The organism is Paenibacillus sp. FSL H3-0302 (assembly GCF_037982245.1).
GTDB classification, from domain to species: Bacteria; Bacillota; Bacilli; order Paenibacillales; family Paenibacillaceae; genus Paenibacillus_AQ; species Paenibacillus_AQ odorifer.
Map to the genome: position 1 here is coordinate 161453 of NZ_CP150284.1, position 20027 is coordinate 181479.

Annotated in this window: 18 protein-coding genes; all 18 read left to right on the top strand. The window is 46.2% G+C overall.

Going from position 1 to position 20027, the window contains the following annotated elements; all coding sequences use genetic code 11:
* Window positions 1–17 precede the first annotated feature (17 nt).
* The 18 genes from hisA to whiA all read left to right on the top strand — a co-directional run bounded on the left by hisA (window position 18) and on the right by whiA (window position 19965).
* Window positions 18–755 carry a 1-(5-phosphoribosyl)-5-[(5-phosphoribosylamino)methylideneamino]imidazole-4-carboxamide isomerase gene (gene hisA / locus MHH50_RS00800; RefSeq protein WP_076126839.1) on the top strand — a complete coding sequence of 246 codons (738 nt, stop codon included), beginning with the start codon at window positions 18–20 and terminating at the stop codon, window positions 753–755.
* Window positions 756–1519: 764 nt separating this feature from the next.
* Window positions 1520–1690 carry a hypothetical protein gene (locus MHH50_RS00805; RefSeq protein ID WP_340033848.1) on the top strand — a complete coding sequence of 57 codons (171 nt, stop codon included), beginning with the start codon at window positions 1520–1522 and terminating at the stop codon, window positions 1688–1690.
* A 130-nt stretch (window positions 1691–1820) separates the two neighbouring features.
* A complete protein-coding gene (gene hisF / locus MHH50_RS00810) occupies window positions 1821–2579 on the top strand; it encodes an imidazole glycerol phosphate synthase subunit HisF (protein ID WP_036687077.1) in 759 nt (252 codons plus the stop codon).
* A complete protein-coding gene (gene hisIE, locus MHH50_RS00815) occupies window positions 2576–3289 on the top strand; it encodes a bifunctional phosphoribosyl-AMP cyclohydrolase/phosphoribosyl-ATP diphosphatase HisIE (RefSeq protein ID WP_076280347.1) in 714 nt (237 codons plus the stop codon). Before hisF ends, hisIE begins: the two co-directional genes overlap by 4 nt.
* A gap of 14 nt (window positions 3290–3303) precedes the next feature.
* The gene (hisJ, locus tag MHH50_RS00820) at window positions 3304–4131 is read left to right on the top strand and encodes a histidinol-phosphatase HisJ (RefSeq protein WP_076282606.1); all 828 of its coding nucleotides are present in this window, start codon (window positions 3304–3306) and stop codon (window positions 4129–4131) included.
* Between the two features lie 26 nt (window positions 4132–4157).
* Window positions 4158–5108 (top strand): ribose-phosphate pyrophosphokinase, encoded by a 951-nt coding sequence (locus tag MHH50_RS00825; protein WP_036687083.1) that lies wholly within the window; start codon window positions 4158–4160, stop codon window positions 5106–5108.
* 232 nt (window positions 5109–5340) lie between these two features.
* Window positions 5341–7080 (top strand): tetratricopeptide repeat protein, encoded by a 1740-nt coding sequence (locus MHH50_RS00830; RefSeq protein WP_076282607.1) that lies wholly within the window; start codon window positions 5341–5343, stop codon window positions 7078–7080.
* Between the two features lie 150 nt (window positions 7081–7230).
* Complete coding sequence (gene trxB / locus MHH50_RS00835) at window positions 7231–8184, top strand: thioredoxin-disulfide reductase (RefSeq protein ID WP_036687084.1); 954 nt, start codon at window positions 7231–7233, stop codon at window positions 8182–8184.
* A 350-nt stretch (window positions 8185–8534) separates the two neighbouring features.
* Entirely contained in the window at window positions 8535–9962 is a 1428-nt protein-coding gene (uxaC, locus tag MHH50_RS00840; RefSeq protein WP_076192647.1) for a glucuronate isomerase, read from the top strand.
* Window positions 9963–10019: 57 nt separating this feature from the next.
* A complete protein-coding gene (locus MHH50_RS00845; protein WP_076105201.1) occupies window positions 10020–11024 on the top strand; it encodes a LacI family DNA-binding transcriptional regulator in 1005 nt (334 codons plus the stop codon).
* A gap of 157 nt (window positions 11025–11181) precedes the next feature.
* Window positions 11182–12651 (top strand): tagaturonate reductase, encoded by a 1470-nt coding sequence (locus MHH50_RS00850; RefSeq protein WP_076280345.1) that lies wholly within the window; start codon window positions 11182–11184, stop codon window positions 12649–12651.
* A gap of 33 nt (window positions 12652–12684) precedes the next feature.
* Window positions 12685–14175: an altronate dehydratase family protein gene (locus tag MHH50_RS00855; protein ID WP_076280353.1), complete on the top strand. Its 1491-nt coding sequence runs from the start codon at window positions 12685–12687 to the stop codon at window positions 14173–14175.
* Between the two features lie 207 nt (window positions 14176–14382).
* Window positions 14383–14607: a DUF1858 domain-containing protein gene (locus MHH50_RS00860; protein WP_076280344.1), complete on the top strand. Its 225-nt coding sequence runs from the start codon at window positions 14383–14385 to the stop codon at window positions 14605–14607.
* Window positions 14608–14622: 15 nt separating this feature from the next.
* A complete protein-coding gene (locus MHH50_RS00865) occupies window positions 14623–15882 on the top strand; it encodes a DUF438 domain-containing protein (RefSeq protein ID WP_076126854.1) in 1260 nt (419 codons plus the stop codon).
* Window positions 15883–16091: 209 nt separating this feature from the next.
* Window positions 16092–17042 (top strand): ROK family glucokinase, encoded by a 951-nt coding sequence (locus MHH50_RS00870; RefSeq protein ID WP_036687097.1) that lies wholly within the window; start codon window positions 16092–16094, stop codon window positions 17040–17042.
* Between the two features lie 46 nt (window positions 17043–17088).
* On the top strand, window positions 17089–17988 hold the full coding sequence (gene rapZ / locus MHH50_RS00875; RefSeq protein WP_076126855.1) for an RNase adapter RapZ: 900 nt from the start codon (window positions 17089–17091) through the stop codon (window positions 17986–17988).
* 54 nt (window positions 17989–18042) lie between these two features.
* Complete coding sequence (locus MHH50_RS00880; protein ID WP_169744815.1) at window positions 18043–18990, top strand: YvcK family protein; 948 nt, start codon at window positions 18043–18045, stop codon at window positions 18988–18990.
* 45 nt (window positions 18991–19035) lie between these two features.
* Window positions 19036–19965: a DNA-binding protein WhiA gene (gene whiA / locus MHH50_RS00885; protein ID WP_036687104.1), complete on the top strand. Its 930-nt coding sequence runs from the start codon at window positions 19036–19038 to the stop codon at window positions 19963–19965.
* Window positions 19966–20027 lie beyond the last annotated feature (62 nt).

The window sequence follows — 20027 nt, forward strand, 5'->3', positions numbered from 1 at the left end:
AAAGTGGGGAGCGCCAAATGTCTTCTTTTATTGTATATCCGGCGATTGATATTCGGGATGGAAAATGCGTCAGGCTGCAGCAGGGGGATTACAATCAGGAAACGATATACAATGATAGTCCACTAAAGGTGGCAAAATCATGGGAAGAGCAAGGTGGAAAGTTCATTCATTTGGTGGACTTAGATGGTGCGAAAGCGGGTCATCCTGTGAACGATGCGATTATCGGTGCTATTGCTGCTAATGCTAACGTTCCTGTGCAGGTGGGCGGTGGTCTTCGCAATCTTGCGGACGTAGAGAAATTGCTCGGACTTGGCGTTAGCCGCGTCATTATCGGTACTGCTGCGATTAATGATCATGCTTTTACCGAAGAGGTATTGGCAAAATACGGCGATAAAGTCGCGATCGGCATTGATGCACGTAACGGTTATGTTGCGACACACGGCTGGCTGAACACCTCTGAAGTACGTGCTGAAGCTCTTGCCAAGGAATTGGCGGCAAAAGGAGCCGAGACATTCATTTACACCGACATCTCCCGCGACGGGATGATGCAGGGACCGAACGTGGACGGTATCCTGTCCATGGCGCAGGCCAGCGGTAAAACTGTGATCGCGTCCGGCGGAGTCACCAGTCTTGATGATCTGTTGCGTCTGAACGTGCACAGCGGCAGTGGTGTAGGTGGAGCTATTGTTGGCAAGGCGTTATACACGGGCAATATTGATCTTTCTGGAGCTTTGCGAGCGCTCGGGCAGAAATAGCGTTGGGCGAACGCGCTAATTGATGAGCGGATGAACAAAAAGACGACGTGAGCTAGCCAAGGAATAGTGGATCAATGAAACAGACAGAACCAACGGTTAAAGAAATAGACTTAACAGTAACGTATTGAACAAAAATTACTAAATCACCAAACTAATTAATAAACGAGCGAATGAACAAAAAGACAATAGATGAACTAGTAAATGAGCAGTGGGTTAAAGAAATAGACGTAACAGTAAATGAGTAACTAATGATAATTAAATGAACGCCCAGAGAAGCAAACTAGCAAAAGTTAAACCAGCAAACCAGCAAAAGGGCTTAATAACAAAGCAACAAACCAACAAAAGAGCTAAAACAAACCAGCTGGCCAATAAAGCAACAAACCCAACTAGCTAATGTGTTTTCACTTTGCAAAAATCTCATCTCATTACGAATGGCATAACGACTTGGGCGCTGTTTCAGGGAGGGATCCGGTGAAATTTTAATACCTGTGAAGATGGAGGTTACCCGCTAGCTAAAACCCGCTATACAATCTGCTACAATAGGCGTAATGAGGCGGCGGGAAGGGTATTTTTCCTCGGATGATGATTTAAGTGTACTTTATACAGCTATTTTTCACATTTAGAGCTGATTAGCTAATTTAGTTGTATTTCGTGCAGCTATAACTCAGAGATGAGTTGATTTATAAGCTCATCCCCAGATTTAGTTGTACGAAATGCAGTTAAAAGAGTAGCTTGCAAAAAGGCTGATAAAATAACTGCACGTTGTGCATCTAAATACTCGTGGGCTTGCAGGTGGCGTGAGCCCTTCCGACCACATAAGGGCCAAATCCGCGGAACATGAAGGTGTTATGGGTCAAGGAAGCGGCTACGAAGGGGTTAGCGATCATAGCACATGTTCAGCCGTGTGGGCTATGGTTCAGCCGGATGGGCTATGATCCGCCATGCCTTCAATCGAGGTTTCCAAAGGGCAGGGGCCCTTGGGCTCCCCCTGGGCTAAGAGGGCTTTAGGGGGACGGACACACTTTAGGTGCTTGAAACGCTTTTTAAAGAAAGGGGGATTTCATAATGTTAGCAAAACGTATCATCCCCTGTCTTGACGTTAAGGATGGACGGGTAGTCAAAGGCGTTAACTTTGTGAATCTGCGTGATGCTGGAGATCCGGTAGAGCTAGCGGCGCTGTATGACCGCGAGGGCGCAGACGAGCTTGTGTTTCTCGATATATCGGCTTCCGTAGAAGGTAGAGCAACGATGATCGAGGTTGTGCGGCAGACCGCTGGTGAGATTGCCATTCCTTTTACAGTGGGTGGAGGGATCTCTACAACTGATGATATGAAAAGAATTCTTCGTGCAGGCGCAGACAAAATCGGCATTAATACGGCAGCCATCACTAATCCTCAGTTAATTTTGGACGGTGCTCGCCGATTTGGCTCCCAGTGTATTGTAGTAGCGATAGATGCTAAATATAATGAGGCTTTTGGTGAATGGGAAGTGTACACTCATGGCGGGCGTAAGCCCACCGGCATCCGTGCTCTGGCTTGGGCTAAAGAAGCTGAGAAGCTGGGCGCAGGTGAGATTTTGCTCACTAGCATGGATGCAGATGGCACAAAAGACGGCTTCGACCTGAAGCTAACCTCGGCAGTATGCGATTTGCTCAGTATTCCTGTGATTGCTTCTGGCGGCGCTGGGAAGAAGGAGCATTTTTACGATGTATTTACGGAAGGGAAAGCCGATGCGGGACTTGCGGCGACCATTTTTCACTATAAAGAGATTGCAATTAATGATTTAAAGGCAGATTTGAAGCAAAAAGGGGTAGAAATCCGATGAGCGAAACACAAAACAATACCACATTAAGCCAAAAAGAAGCTCTGGCAGGCATTCGCTGGAATGAAGCGGGTCTGGTGCCTGCCGTTGTTCAGGATGCTAGCAGTTTAGAGGTACTGATGGTTGCTTATATGAACTCCGAATCGTTACAGCTCTCACTGGAGAGTGGCCAGACTTGGTTTTGGAGCCGCTCGCGCAGCGAACTTTGGCATAAAGGCGGAACCTCAGGCAACACACAAGCTATTACCTCCATATCCTATGATTGTGATAGCGACACACTACTCGTGAAGGTTGTGCCTGAAGGACCAGCTTGCCATACTGGAGCTACGTCATGCTTTTTCCGTGAGATTCCTTTGAATAACCCAATAACAGATGCTTCGAAACCAGTGTCTAGTTTGACAGATGGTGAGCGTTTTGCTGTTCTTGGTGAACTGGAGCGTGTGATTGCTGAGCGGGAACTGGAACGCCCGGAAGGCGCGTATACCACTTATCTGTTTGATAAAGGCGTGGATAAGATCCTCAAAAAGGTAGGCGAGGAAGCTTCCGAGACCATAATTGCCGCCAAAAATAAAGATAACGCCGAGCTGCGTCTTGAGGTCAGTGATCTGATCTATCATCTGTTGGTATTGCTGCAAGAGCGCAAGCTTCCACTGGATGAGATTATGGAAGAGTTGAGTACCCGTCACGAACGCCCACGCCGGGATCAGTACTAAGGGAGGACTGAGTGATGCATATTGATTACCACACGCATCATGAACGCTGTGGCCATGCCGTGGGTAAGCTTGAGGAGTATGTACAGCGCGGGATAGAGCTTGGACTTCAGCAGCTGGGATTATCCGACCACTTGCCGCTCATCCACGTAGATCCCGCCAGCTATTATCCAGAAATGGCTATGCCAATGGCTGAGCTGCCTCGTTATGTGGAGGAATGTCTAACCTTAAAGGAGCGTTACCGTGGAGTCATAGATCTGCGGGTGGGGCTGGAAGCCGATTATATCGAAGGCTATGAAGAGCAAATTCGCGAGATTTTGTCGCCGTATCCATGGGATTATCTTATAGGTTCTGTACATTTTCTTGGGGAGTGGGATATTACGGATCACCGCCAGGTTCATGGTTGGGAAGGCAAAGATGCGCTAGAGGTATATCGTCTTTATTACGATGCGGTAAAGAAGTCGGCGTTATCGGGATTATATGATATTATAGGACATATGGATGTTATTAAACGGTTCGGTTATGGCCCACAAACACCGGAGGGCACGGCTGAGGTAAGGGCGCTGGAGCTAGAGACCTTAAAGGTTATAGCGGATAGCGGAATCGCCATGGAGCTGAATGCATCCGGACTTACGAAGCCTTGCGCTGAGATGTTCCCGGCCGAGCATCTGCTACAGGAGGCCCTAAAGCTCGGCATACCGCTGACATTAGGCTCCGATGCACATGATCCTGCCAAGCTGGGGGACGGGCTGCAAGAGGCGCGTAGTATGCTTTGGCACACTGGTTTTCGTGAGCTGGCTGTATTTGAGGGACGCCGCCGTACCACTGTTCAGTTCAAACTATAATAATTTATAATCCGCAGGAGGGTATTATGCATCATCAACAATTACGTATTTTTTCCGGTTCGTCGAATCCAAAGTTAGCGGCTGATATTGCGGAGCGACTTGGTGTTGAATTGGGGCAGATAAAGCTGACCCGCTTCATGAGCGGCGAGATTTACGTGCATTACGAAGAAAGCATCCGGAACTGCGACGTATTTTTGGTGCAATCCCTTTCGCATCCCATTAATGAGATGTTCGTGGAGCTGCTGGTGATGATAGATGCTGCCAAACGGGCTTCAGCTCGTACAGTGAACATTATTGTGCCGTATTATGGATATGCTCGGCAGGAGCGGAAGTCCGCACCCCGTGAGCCGATCTCGGCTAAGATGGTGGCTGATGTGCTGACGACCGCTGGAGCAACCCGCGTAATCACCATCGATTTGCACGCAGCGGCGATTCAAGGCTTTTTCAACATTCCGGTCGATCATCTGACTGCACTCGATTTGATCAGCAGCCATTTGAAAGCCAAGGCAATGTCTGATCTGGTCATTGTTTCCCCGGATGCAGGGCGTGCGTCTATGGCTGAGAAGCTGGCGAATAAGCTGGATTCACCTTTTGCCATTATGATCAAGAAGCGCCCAGCCCATAATGAATCGGTAATCACTCATGTCATTGGTGATGTCGAGGGACGGACACCTATCATTATTGAGGATCTGATCGATACTGGGACGACCATTGTGAATGTGGTAGAAGGCCTGAAGGAGAGAGGTGCGAAGGACAGTATTGTCTGCGCGACACACGGATTATTCTCAGGGCCCGCGCTACAGCGGCTTGACCATCCTTCTATTCAGGAAGTGGTTACGACAGATTCTATTGCACTGCCTGATGACCATTCAAGTCGGTTTACAGTATTATCTGTTGCACCGATGCTTGCCCAGGCTACGCACATCATCCTTGAGGGTGGTTCAATCGATAAGCTATTTAGAGACGCGGGAATTTAATTCCCCGTCTTTTTTATTTTTTGTCAAAAAAGATGTTGTAAGCAGAGTGGTAGAGTCTTTCTCAACTTGAGATTCTCGCTGTCACATGTGGTATACTGTGTGGAGATACCCGCGCCCAATAAGGGAACGGAATAGCGATTAAGGATGGAGCTCCGGCATACCCCATAGGGCGCCGCCCTCCTATTTTTCGTTAGTATAAGGAAGCTTCTTATAAGGGAGGTGCCTTGCTTCCATGATTGAGAGAACTTCAGAGTATGAACTGGGGAATGATAATGTGATTCCTGTAACTCTGAATGCCAATTTTTTCTTTGAAAGAGCCGTTCGGTCCTTGGATCGCTTTCAATATGATAAGGCATTAAAGAATTTTCGCAAAGCTGTAGAGTACGAGCCGGAGAATCCGGTCAATCATTGCAACGTGGCTGGCGTATTATCAGAAATGGGCAATTATGAAGCGTCCAACGACATTTTAACCCATGTACTGGAGAATATTGATCCGGCAATGACGGAATGTTATTTCTATATGGCTAACAACTTCGCCAATATGGAAAGCTATGAGGAGGCAGAACGCTCACTCGTCACTTATCTCGAAGAAGATGTGAACGGTGAATTTCTGGCCGAATCGGAAGAATTGATGGAGCTGCTGCAATATGAGCTGGACCGTCCTGCTCCACTTATCCGGATTAGAAGCCGGGAAGGTGTAATAGAGCATGAGCGAGCCCGAGCACTGTTGGAGGAGGGCAAGTTTACACAAGCCGTCACTTTGCTTGAAGAGATTGTGAGCAATACGCCTGACTTCCTGGCGGCACATAACAACCTAGCCCTAGCGTATTTTTACATGGGTCGTTTTACCAAAGCTAAGGAATGTATTATGCGGGTGCTGGAGCAGGACTCCGGGAATTTGCATGCACTCTGTAACTTAGCGATCTTCCTTCAGTATGAAGGTGACCGCGGGCAACTGGATGGATTGTTACGCCTTCTGGAGACCACCATTCCGTTTCATCAGGAGCATCTGTTCAAAATGGCCACCACCATGGGGATTCTGGGACGCCATAGAACCGCCTATGGCCATTTTAGACGTCTGTTGAAGGATGAAGAGGTCGGTGGCGACGCCAGTCTCTATCATTACTGTGCGGCAGCTGCCAGCAATAGTGGCCTGTATACAGAAGCCCAACGCTGCTGGCAGAAGGCGGCTAAGCTCGATCCGGAATCGGCTGTGCCGAGATTTTTTCTGGCTCAGCTGCAGCAGGCGCAGGGGGAAGGTAAAACGCTGTCGCTGGTCAGCTACAACTATCAGCTTCCTTTTCAGGAGCAGCTGAAGCTGTGGAAGGACAACAAGGGCAGCTTTACCGAAGAGGTGCGGAACAATCCGCTGCTTCGCTCTTCCTTCTTCTGGGCGCTCCGCTACGGGGATGCCAATACGAAGCTTCAGGTTACAGAAGCTCTGCGGTGGATCGAAGATGAAGAGATGTCCGAAATTCTGCAAGGACTTCTAAAGCAGCAGCCCTTGCAGGAAGAAAAGCTGCAAGAAGCGGCACTTCTTAGTCTGCAGCGGCTGATTGGAAGTGTTCCTGAAGAGAATGTGCTTCAGGAAGTCAAAGAAACCTCTTCCCCGCGTCTGAAGGGACTGCCGGAATGGAGAGAGGATTGGCAGAAAGTTATCGACCAGACCCTTAGTATGATGGATCGAAGATATGATGCAATCCACAAAAAAGATGCTGAATTACTGTGGAAGCAATTTCTGAGCAGCCTTTATCCGGATGTTCCGTTTATCCGTCATGCGAATGGCTGGTGTGCTGCCTTAGAATATCTAATTGCTAAAACGCATAACCTGCCGGTCACCTACCGTGAAGTAGCCCAGCGTTACAATGTTTCCGTTTCTATGGTCAGTCGTTATGCTCGGCGCATAGATGAGGAATGTAGTTTCGAGGGAAGTGTGAGCGACAGCCTTCCGCCATTTACCGAGAATATCTAAATCGATCATGTAGTATTTCGTAGAAACGGAGCCCTTTTTATATGTCTTGCGTAACGCTAATGTTCCTTATAGGGGCACCGAAGGCGGCTATGCTTGCCAAAAAAGGGCCTGTTTCTTCTAAATAAACCCTATTGTGAGGAGGCCACTGTTATGTACAAAACGATTGTAATCGGAACAGGCCCAGCCGGGCTTACTGCTGCAATTTATTTGGCACGTGCCAACCTAAACCCACTTGTGATTGAAGGTATGCAACCAGGTGGACAACTGACAACGACAACAGAAGTCGAGAACTTCCCAGGCTTTCCTGAAGGAATTCTAGGCCCGGATTTAATGGACAACATGCGCAAGCAGGCTGAACGTTTTGGGGCTGAATTTAAGAATGGTTGGGTGGATTCAGTTGATTTTTCACAGCGTCCATTTAAAGTGACTGTAGATGGATTGGGAGTATTAGAGGCGGAGTCAGTGATCATCTCAACCGGTGCATCTGCCAGATATTTAGGAATCCCCGGGGAGCAGGAGAATGTGGGCCGTGGGGTCAGCACTTGTGCTACTTGTGACGGATTCTTTTTCCGTGGCAAAAAGATTATTGTCGTCGGTGGTGGAGATTCTGCGATGGAAGAAGCCAGCTTTTTAACCCGATTCGCTTCCAATGTAACATTGGTTCACCGTCGTGATGAGCTTAGAGCTTCGAAGATTATGCAGGCTCGCGCACGGGATAACAGTAAGGTATCGTGGGCTCTTAACCGTACACCGCTTGAGGTTACAACCGACGAGTCTGGCGTTAAGGGGCTGACGGTTCGCAACAATGAGACGGGAATTGATGAACTCATCGAAGCGGACGGAGTGTTTGTCGCGATCGGGCACACGCCGAACACCGGATTTTTAGGGGGGCAAATTACGACCGATACCAACGGCTACATTGTGGTCAACCCTGGAACGACAGAAACGAACATCCCGGGCGTATTCGCTTGTGGCGACGTGCAGGATACCCGTTATCGTCAGGCAATTTCCGCAGCGGGATCTGGCTGTATGGCAGCAATGGATGCTGAGAAGTACCTAGAGGGCACGATGGTGCATGACTGGAGCGAAACACTGGATAGTTAATTTTGCGAGAAATCGTAGTCGATGACATATAAGCAGGTTATCCTTTTTCTAAAGGGTTGCCTGCTTTTTTCAATATTGGCGGGGCCGTGTCCAGATATTAAATATGTTGTTTATTTATTACCGCTCGGAAGTTAAAATATCTGTAACAATGTCTTTATAAAAAGACTTGCGCATTTTAAAAATACGTTTACAATGAAGATATAATGTTAACGTGAACAATTTATACAAACCCTATTATAATCAATAATTTTAAGTTTAAAATATTTATTGAGAAATCGACCGATTGAATAAATGTTCACGTTAAACCTTGTGTAACTCCCATTCGAACTTAAAGGAGAGCAGCAAACCTCATGAGTAAAAAATTCATGGATGAGAACTTCCTATTGTCGAGCGAGACCGCAATTAAGCTGTTTCATCATCATGCGAAAGACATGCCCATTATCGATTATCATTGCCACCTCAGTCCAAAAGAAATTTATGAGAACAAAACGTTCAACAATATCACGGAAGCTTGGCTGTATGGCGACCATTATAAATGGAGAGTGATGCGCGCTAACGGTATAGAAGAGAAATTCATTACTGGCGATGCCAGTGATTATGATAAATTTTTAGCTTGGGCTAGAACGGTTCCGATGATTATCGGGAATCCGCTATACCATTGGACGCATCTGGAGCTGCAACGTTTCTTCGGTGTATATGAGTTGCTGAATGAAGCTAACGCACCAAAAATTTGGGATGAAGTGAATAGACAGTTACAGGGTGAAGGATACGGAGCAAGAGATTTGATCATTAAATCGAAGGTGACTACGGTTTGTACTACCGATGATCCTGTAGATAATCTGGAATATCATGAGAAAATCAGTAATCTGAGTGGATTCAATGCTAGCGTTGTGCCGGGATTCCGGCCAGATAAAGCGCTTGAAATCAACCGTCCTACCTTCCAGCCTTGGGTAGCTCAGCTAAGCGAAGTTTCGGGAATGGCTGTTAAGAATTACGGACAGTTTCTTGCAGCATTGGAGAGCAGAGTGAGATTCTTCCACGCCAGAGCCGGCCGTGTATCTGACCATGCTTTGGATGCGGTAATGTTTGAGCCTACTACCTTGGAGGAAGCTACAGCTATATTCGCTAAAGCACTTTATGAAGGCACTGTAAGTGAGAGTGAAGAAAAGAAATATAAAGGATTCACGCTAGTATTCCTCGGCAAATTGTATAACGAGCTGGATTGGGCGATGCAATTCCATATTCATGCGCTACGGAATAACAACAGCGTAATGTTCGGACGTCTCGGACCTGACACGGGTTATGATTCTATCAATGACGGCGTGATTGCTAAGCCTTTGGCGGGTCTGCTCGATGCGCTGGATCGTGAGAATGCGTTGCCTAAGACCATTTTGTACTCATTGAACCCTAATGATAATCATGTTATTGCCAGTCTAATGGGTAGCTTCCAGGGCGGCGGTATTCCAGGGAAGATTCAATTCGGAACCGCATGGTGGTACAACGATAATAAAGACGGCATGCTGGAACAGATGAAGACACTTGCTAATCTAGGCGTACTTAGCCAATTTGTTGGGATGTTAACAGACTCCAGAAGCTTTTTATCGTATACCAGACATGAGTACTTTAGAAGAATCTTGTGTGATCTAGTAGGCTCTTGGGTAGAAGCTGGAGAAGCCCCGGATGATATGGAGTTACTGGGCAGTATGATTGAGAACATCTGTTACAATAACGCTGATCATTATTTTAATTTCTCGAAACAGGCATTGGTGACTAGGTAATCGTTATGATATCCTTACATGGAAGAGCCAAACCCGTTTAATAAGGAAGGTTGACCCATGGCACCTACAATCAAGGATATCGCCAAATTGGCGAATGTATCGCATACAACTGTATCGAGAGCACTTAACAATAGTCCACTAATTAAAGAGGTCACACGTAAAAAAATTGCCGAGATCGCTGCGCAAGTGGGTTACGTCCCTAATTACAATGCCAAAAGCCTTGTGATGCAGCGATCCTATACCATTGGTCTGTTCTTCACGAGTATTGCCAACGGCACAACTTCTGGTTTCTTCTCTGATACGATTCGTGGTGTAAATAGGGTCATAGATGTAGAGTACAATCTGTTCATCCGTGGGATCGACGATTATGCGGATTACTCCTCTATTCATCGTAAACGTTTTGATGGAATTATTCTAATGAGCCAGAGTGAAGCCGATAATAAATTCATTTACCATGTTGTCCAGCAAGGCATTCCAATCGTTGTGCTGAACCGGGAAATTGATGACCGTTCCATTATCAACATCATCTCGAACGACCGGGAAGGTGCTTATAATGCAGGCAAATACCTGATCGAAAACGGGCATCAAGACATTGCAATTATTGAAGGTGTCGAGGGCTTTAAATCCACACAGGAACGCAGAGATGGCTTTATAAAAGCTTTGATTGACCATAATATCCCTGTTCGTAATGACTACATGATAAGCGGTAGTTATGATATGCAAAGTGGATATGAGGCGATGGGCAAGCTGCTGGATCTCGAGAAGCCACCGACGGCTGTATTTTGCTCCAATGATGATATGGCGATTGGGGCTATGAAAGGCGTGTTTGAGCGAGGGCTGCAGGTGCCAAATGATATCTCTGTTGTTGGTTTTGACGACATTGGGTTTTCACTTTTTGCCAATCCTTCACTCACCACGGTCAAACGTCCTATTGAGAAGATTAGTGAGCAAGGCGCTCGCCAGCTGTTAAGCTTGGTCAAGGAACCCTCAGAAAAAGACGGGCGGATCTCGATCGAGACAGAGCTTATTGCCAGAGAATCAGTCAGGAAATTGCAGAAGTAGAGGCTGCGCATAGCAGCCTAATCCTTTACCTTCGTAAAGGGTTGCTATCTAAAATTTTCACGTGTGCATATATTTAATTAATTAGTAATATAAATATGATTTTATATAGTTTATTTAACAAGTTTATCGTGTGCATTTACTATTAGGAGGCGTTAATATGAAAAGATTAAATAGTGATAATTGGACAGCTTACAAGCAGTATCCTGAGAAGGTTCTACAATTTGGCGAAGGCAATTTCATGCGCGCCTTTGTAGATTGGCAGATTCATACCATGAATCAAAAAACGGATTTCAATGGTGGAGTGGTTGTTGTACAGCCATTGGCTAACGGACTGGCAGAAATGCTGAATGATCAGGATGGGCTGTATACCCTTTATCTGCAAGGCATTAAAGACGGAGCGGCTGTAAAAGAACACGAGGTAATTAATTGTATTACGCGGACGCTTAATCCCTATTCACAGCATGAGGAGTATATGAAGCTGGCTGAGAACCCTGAGCTGCGCTTTATCGTGTCTAATACTACTGAAGCGGGAATTGCTTTTGAAGCTGGCGACAAGTTAACCGATACGCCGCAGAGTAGTTTCCCAGGCAAGCTGACGGCCTTATTGTACAAACGTTATCAAACTTTTAATGGGGAGGCTTCTAAAGGTTTTATCATCATTCCATGCGAGCTGATTGACCGGAATGGTGATGAGCTCAAAAAGGTTATTTTGAAATATGCGGAGCTGTGGAATCTTGGAGAAGGTTTTGTGAACTGGTTGAATGAAGCTAATACCTTCTGCTGCAGTCTGGTGGACCGCATTGTTCCCGGTTATCCAAGAGACAGCATTGCCGAGATTACAGAAGAGCTGGGTTATGAGGATAAGCTGGTCGTTGTCGGCGAGCAATTCCATCTTTGGGTGATTGAAGGGCCACAGTGGATTAAAAAGGAGTTCCCGGCTGAACTAGCAGGTCTTAATGTGCTGGTGGTGGATGACATGGCCCCTTATCGCACTCGTAAAGTGAGAATTTTAAACGGAGCTCATACAGCTATGACACCAGTAGCGTATTTGTACGGTATTGATACGGTTGCTGAAGCCATTGAGCACGAAGAGGTTGGGGCGTACGTGAAGTCCTTAATCTATGATGAGATTATTCCAACGCTGGATCTGCCGGCAGAGGAATTGAATTCTTTTGCAGACGCGGTATTAGAAAGATTCCTGAACCCTTATGTGCAGCATTACTTGATGAGCATTTCCCTTAATTCTATATCGAAGTTTAAGACAAGAGATCTGCCTTCTTTACTGCAATATGTAGAGGCCAAAGGACAATTGCCTGAAAAGCTTGTCTTCTCATTGAGCGCATTAATTGCCTTCTATAGAGGACGCAGAGGGGAAGAAAACATTCAACTGGCTGATGATGCGGATATTTTGGAATGGTTCGCCTCCTTATGGGGAGGATGGGATGGCACAGACACCGGGCTGCGCGCACTGGCCGTCGAAGTACTTGCCGCAACCAATCGCTGGGGCTGTGATCTGAATGAAGTGGCTGGACTTACTGACAAGGTGACAGAAGGACTGATTGCGATTGAGAAAAATGGCATGAAGCAAGCCTTAAAAGCGTTCGTGAAGAGACCGGCACACAACTAATACCCTGGAGGTGACAATGATATGATCAAGACGATGAAAGAAGTATTGCAGATTAATGAGGCTGATAATGTCGCTGTTGCACTTAAAGACTATAAAGCAGGCGACACCATTGTGATTGGTTCAAAAGAGTTTAAAATTACTGAAGATATCGCTAGAGGCCATAAAATTGCACTGTCCAGCATTAACGAAGGTGAAAACGTATTGAAATATGGTTACCCCATTGGTCATGCTATAGCGTCTATCGCGCCGGGGCAGTGGGTGCATACCCATAACACTAAGACAAACCTAACAGGGGTAGAGGAATATACCTTTGAGCAGAAGCTGACGCCGAATCCTTTTGCAGCGGAGAATTTGACCTTTAAGGGGTATCGCCGCTTTGATGGATCTGTAGGTATCCGCAATGAGCTGTGGATCGTCCCTACTGTTGGTTGTGTGAATGGAGTGGCGGAGCAGATCATCAATATTTTCAAAGCAGAGGTTGGAGATATCGCACCTTTCGATAACGTGCTCGTGCTTAAGCATAACTACGGTTGCTCCCAGCTGGGCGATGATCATGACAATACACGTACGATTCTGGCTAACGCGGTTAAACACCCGAATGCGGGCGGCGTGCTTGTGCTCGGATTGGGCTGTGAGAATAACAATTTGCATATTTTTAAAGACATGCTGGGCAGCTATGATGAGGATCGTGTGCGTTTCCTTGTCTCCCAAGAGGTTGGGAATGAGATTGAAGAAGGCGTGAAGCTGCTGAAGGAAATCTATAATAATGTACAAGGTGATCAACGGGAAGAGGTATCACTCTCTGAGCTGAAAATCGGTCTGAAATGTGGAGGCTCCGACGGGTTATCCGGTATTACTGCGAATCCGCTCCTTGGACGTCTGTCTGATTATATGGCTGCTCAAGGCGGGACCACTGTACTGACTGAAGTACCTGAAATGTTTGGTGCCGAAAAAATTCTAATGGAACGTGCTGCGGACGAAACTATTTTCAACAAAATTGTCGATCTCATTAATGACTTTAAGCAGTATTTTATGGACTATAAACAGCCGGTATATGAAAATCCTTCTCCAGGGAATAAAGCCGGAGGAATTACTACGCTTGAGGATAAATCATTGGGTTGTACTCAAAAATCCGGGAACGCTACAGTTATGGATGTCCTCAAGTACGGGGAGCTTATCACTAATAAAGGCTTAAATCTCCTTAACGCACCTGGAAATGATCTTGTGGCTTCCTCTGCACTGGCTGCTGCTGGCTGCCAATTGGTGATCTTTACGACCGGGCGGGGAACACCATTTGGTACATTCGTGCCTACGATGAAGGTATCTACCAATACCCCATTGTATGAAGGCAAACGTCATTGGATCGATTTTAATGCAGGTGTGTTGGTGGAAGATGGTTCTCCAGATGAGGTCCTGCGCAGCTTCATAAACTATATTATTGCGGTGGCCAGCGGTGAATGGGTTAATAATGAAAAGAATAATTTCCGTGAGATCTCCATATTCAAAACAGGAGTAACGCTATAATAAATCATTAATTAATGACAAATCAGGCTGTCTCTTATGCTTTTTAAGCGTAGGGGGCAGTTTTTTTAGGTTCACAGCATACATAATCCGTCTTAAAAAGAACGATAATTGCTTTCTTTTGAATTAGTGATTGCAATCACAATGGTCCTGTACGGCCTGTGCTAATCTTTTATTGAGAATAGTTCTCACATAAAGGAGAAGAGTCAGATGGAAAAAGTGCTGAGTTTGGATGAATCTATATTCGAGATGGTATCACGGCATCCGGAGGTCATCGAGATTATGGTAGAGCTGGGCTTTAAGGATATTGCCAAGCCTGGCATGCTGCAGACTGCTGGCCGTTTCATGACCTTATCCAAAGGAATTAAGCTGAAAAAAATGGATCTCGAGCACGTGAAGCAAACTTTTGAACGTCATGGTTTCGAGATTATTTAATAAAGGAGTGTTAATATGAGCGAACTGATTAACAACCGTGAAGTTGATGTGCCGGAACAGACTCGTCGCCAGGCTATGCTTAAGGAGATTATTAAAGAGCTGCATGCAGGGAAAAGTGTAGAAGAGGTTAAGGCGCGATTCGCCGAAGCTGTGGGTGATGTTACCGTAGCGGAGATTTCCGCGATGGAACATTCATTAATGACCGAAGAAGGAATTCCGGTATCCGAGGTCCAACGTCTTTGTTCGGTGCATACAGCCATTTTTAAAGGCTCTATTGAGCAAATTCACCGCTCGTCCCAGCCCGAGGAGCAGCCAGGCCATCCAGTACACACCTTCAAATTGGAGAATCGTGAGATCGAAAAACTTGTTAACTTCCGCATGGATCTGCACGCAACAAAGTTTCAAAAGAATGATAGTGAGGAACTGATCTTCAAATTGTTGGAGGATCTTAGCTTGCTGCTGGATCTTGATAAACACTATAGCCGAAAAGAAAATCTGCTGTTCCCATACCTCGAAAAATACGGCATTTATGGCCCAACCAAGGTAATGTGGGGAGTGGATGATAATATCCGCCGTATGATTAAAGAGGCAAAAGCTGCGCTCAGCACTTATAGCGGAAACGCAGCAGAAATAGGCATTCAGCTTGAGGAGATCATCAAGGAAGTTAATGAAATGATCTTTAAGGAAGAAAATATTCTATTGCCCATGGCCCTGGACAAACTGACGGAAGATGAATGGGTCAAAATCGCCCGGGAGAGTGATGAGATCGGGTTCTGCCTAACCGCACCGGAGCAGGAGTGGATCCCTGAGCGGGCCGCTGAGCCGGACGGCGCAGTGCTGGAAGAAACAGAAGGAGCTACGCCGCAAGGCGGGTTCATCCGTTTTGAGACAGGGTTGTTGTCACTGCATCAGCTGGAGACCGTACTCAACCATCTTCCTGTAGATCTAACCTTCATTGATGAGAATGATGTTGTCCGATATTTTTCACACGGGAAGGAACGTATCTTTGCCCGAACTAAAGCGGTTATCGGCCGTACAGTACAGAACTGTCATCCCCCGCAAAGTGTTCATGTGGTAGAGAAGCTTTTGGAAGACTTTAAGGCAGGCCGTAAGGATGCTGAAGACTTCTGGATCAATATCAAGGATAAGTTTATCTACATCCGTTACTTCGCTGTACGAGACGAGTCAGGCCAATATATGGGCACGCTAGAGTTCACACAGAATATCGCTCCAATCCGAGCATTAGAGGGCCAAAAGCGCATTTTATCAGAATAAATCGGTGCGTTGGGTTATTTTCCAGATAATAATATAGGTACAAGACTCTCTTACTTAGGCGTAAGGGGGTCTTTTTAGAATATAATAGAGTATACTCTTAAAATAAGGAATTCCCGGGTGTGTTGTCTTTCCTTGACCACAGAGAGGGCTTCTATTATAGTTGGTACTTAGGATTAACTATTTTAGTATAAAAAAAGGTGGCTTGTTACATGTCTGAGAATATCTACGTTGGCGTGGATTTGGGTGGAACTGCAATTAAGGTTGGAATCTGTAATGCTGAAGGTACCCTGCTACATACTTATGAGGGACCTACAGGAACTGCAGAGGGTGTCGATACTGTTATCGATAATATCGAGAAGTATGTACGCCAAATTGTGGAGGATTCCCCGTACTCTTGGGATCAGCTTGCAGGTGTAGGAGCGGGTGTAGCCGGGTTCACAAATATTCGTGAAGGAATCATCATCCTTGCGCCTAACATAGGATTTAGAGATGTGCCGATCCGTTCCATTTTGGAAGATCGTTGGAACAAGCCTGTCAAAATAGACAATGATGCGAATGTGGCTGCACTGGGCGAAGCTTGGAGCGGTGCGGGACGTGGCGTTGATAACTGTGTCTGCTATACGCTTGGAACAGGTGTCGGTGGCGGAATCATTATTAATGGAAAGATTTATCAAGGCTTTGCGGGATTAGCTGGTGAGCTTGGTCATATCACAGTAGTGCCGGATCTGGAAGCTATTCAATGCGGCTGTGGCAACATGGGCTGTCTGGAAACCGTTTCCTCCGCTACAGGTATTATCCGCATGGCTAATGATGCAGTAGCTCGTGGCGATCGTACTTCCCTCTCTATGGTAGAGAAGATTGCTGCGAAAGAAGTCTTTGATGCGGCTAAGGCTGGCGATGAAGTAGCTATCCGTATAGTGAATCGTGCAGCGTACTATCTGGGTAAATCCATGGCTTCTGTTGCGGCTGTGCTTAACCCTGAAGTATTTATCGTTGGCGGCGGTGTGTCTAAGGCTGGAGATATTCTATTTGACGAGGTTCGTCGTGTGTTTGCGAAATTGACACCGGCTCCGCTTCAAACTGGTGTTTCGATTATTCCAGCTGAGCTTGGCAATGACGCAGGTATTGTTGGGGCTGCCGGCCTTTTGCTGCGTTCTTAAAAGACGGGAAGTATTCATATACTAAATCTAGGGAGGGGACGCTTTTATGACCGAATTGGACAATACCCCAACGGCTGGAGCCACCCTGATTATTATTACGGGAATGTCAGGTGCGGGGAAGACAATTGCTGTACAGAGTCTGGAAGACCTAGGGTTCTTCTGTGTCGATAATTTACCACCGGTGCTGATTCCCAAGTTCGCAGAGCTAATTGAACAGTCGAAGGGTAAGATTGCCAAGGTAGCCCTTGTAATTGACCTGCGTGGTCGAGAATTCTTCACTGCTTTGTCTGAGTCTCTTGCCTATATCAAGGATGAGTCAACCATTGGCTGTGAGATCTTGTTTTTGGATGCTACAGATTCAGTACTTGTTCAGCGTTACAAGGAAAGTCGACGTCATCATCCATTAGCACCTAAGGGGCTGCCGCTTGATGGTATCAAGCTAGAACGTAAAATGCTTGAAGAATTGAAAAATTCAGCTACGTTATGTTTAGATACCAGCAGTATGAAGCCCGTGCAGCTTAAGGAGAAGATCGTTTCACGGTTTTCGCATCTAGGAAAAAGTACGCTTTCCGTCAATATTACATCCTTCGGATTTAAGTACGGTATCCCTATTGATGCAGATCTTGTCTTCGATGTCCGCTTCTTGCCTAACCCACATTATGTGGACCATCTGCGGCCTAAAACCGGCCAGGACAGTGAAGTCTACGATTATGTAATGAAGTGGCCTGAAACACAGGTGTTCCTGACCAAACTGCTCGATATGCTTCATTTTCTAATTCCGCAATATCGCAAGGAAGGTAAGTCCCAGATTATCATTGGCATTGGCTGTACGGGAGGTAAACACCGTTCCGTAGCCATATCTGAGTATTTGGGTAAAATGCTGGGCGTTAGCGAGACGGAATCCGTAACCGTTAGTCATCGGGATTCCGAGCGTGATCGGCACTAGAGAGAAGGGGTCATAGTGGCTGAAGAACAAAGACAGCGTCCACGTATCGTCGTTATGGGCGGTGGCACGGGGTTATCTGTTATGCTTCGTGGTTTAAAAGAGAAGCCATTAGATATTACTGCTATTGTTACCGTTGCCGATGATGGGGGAAGCTCAGGTATTTTGCGCAGTGAACTGCAAATGCCTCCTCCTGGGGACATCCGCAACGTATTGACAGCTATGGCTGATGTTGAGCCGCTCATGGCAGAGATTATGAGATACCGTTTCAACACGGGTGAGGGACTAGCTGGTCATAGTCTCGGCAACTTGATTCTTGCTGCGCTCACGGATATATCCGGCGATTTCGTTACAGCTGTACGGGAGCTCAGTCGATTATTCGCTGTTCGCGGCCGGGTATTGCCTGCGGCCGGTGAGGCTGTAATCCTGCATGCAGAAATGTCGGACGGTACGATTATCACGGGGGAGTCCAAAATCCCTGAAGCTGGCGGGATCATCAGACGAGTGTCCTTGGAGCCGCCAGATGTAGAACCGTTGCCCGAAGCGCTTGAGGCGATTCGGAATGCAGATGCGATCCTGCTGGGTCCTGGCAGTCTGTATACGAGCATTCTTCCCAACCTGCTTGTTCCGAAACTGGCAGAAGCGGTTGTATCTTCGAATGCTATCAAAATTTTCGTCTGCAACGTAATGACTCAGCCGGGTGAAACGGATAACTATACCGTCAGCGATCATCTTCAAGCTGTATATGATCATATCGGGATCGATTTATTCGATTATGTTATTGTTAATGACGGTGAGATTCCGGAACAGGTCCAGACGAAGTACGCCGAAAAGGGCGCGCGCCCGGTGCAGCTTGATAAAGAAGCGCTGGATGGCAATGGATACAAGGTTATAGCCGATAAACTGGTTTTATTCCGAACTTATTTGAGACATGATACCGATAAGCTTAGTCATCACATTTATCAGCTTGTGCAGGATTGGATAAACAGAAACCCTAGGGTATAACTTATAGATGAGAACGAAGTACTTATCAAGAAAGAGGTGAGACCCTTGTCTTTTGCGGCCCTTACCAAAAAAGAGCTGACGATGGTGGAGAGTGAACCCTGCTGCGAGAAGGCGGAAATGTCAGCGCTTATCCGTATGAATGGATCTGTGCAGCTTTCAAGCAAAAAGGTTATTCTCGACATTTCGACGGAGAACGCCGCGATTGCAAGGCGGGTATATTCTTTACTTAAGAAATATTACCAGGTCCATATTGAGCTACTCGTGCGTAAAAAAATGCGTTTGAAGAAAAATAACGTCTATATCGTCAGAATCCCAAACCGTGTACAAGAGATCCTAAAGGATCTTAGAATTGTGTCGGAAGGATTTATTTTTACCGATGGTATTGATGATGAGATTGTTGGGAATAACTGCTGCAAGCGTGCTTATTTACGCGGTGCCTTTCTGGCTGGCGGATCGGTTAATAATCCGGAAGGCTCCTCCTACCATTTGGAGATTTCCTCGATGTATGAGGAACATTGTAAAGCATTAGTGGATCTGGCTGGGGAATTCCACCTAAACGCACGCTGTATTGAACGTAAAAAAGGGTTCATTCTTTACATTAAAGAAGGCGAGAAGATTATTGAATTCTTAAGTTTGATTGGAGCGCATCAGGCGCTGTTCAAATTTGAGGATGTAAGAATTATGCGCGATATGCGTAATTCCGTGAATCGGATCGTGAACTGCGAGACCGCAAATCTCAACAAAACAATAAGTGCTGCGGTGCGGCAGATTGAAAATATCAAGCTGTTGCAGCGAGAAATGGGACTGGAGAATTTGCCGGATAAACTGCGTGAAGTAGCAGAAATTCGAATGGCGCATCCAGATATCAACCTCAAGGAGGTTGGTGAAATGCTCAAAGGTACAGTCAGTAAGTCGGGAGTAAATCATCGGCTTCGTAAGATTGATGAGCTGGCGGACAAGGTTCGAGGCGGCTAATTACTTTTTTTCTAGTGTGGTTTACGTTATAATGATATAATAATATAAAATTAATGTGAAAC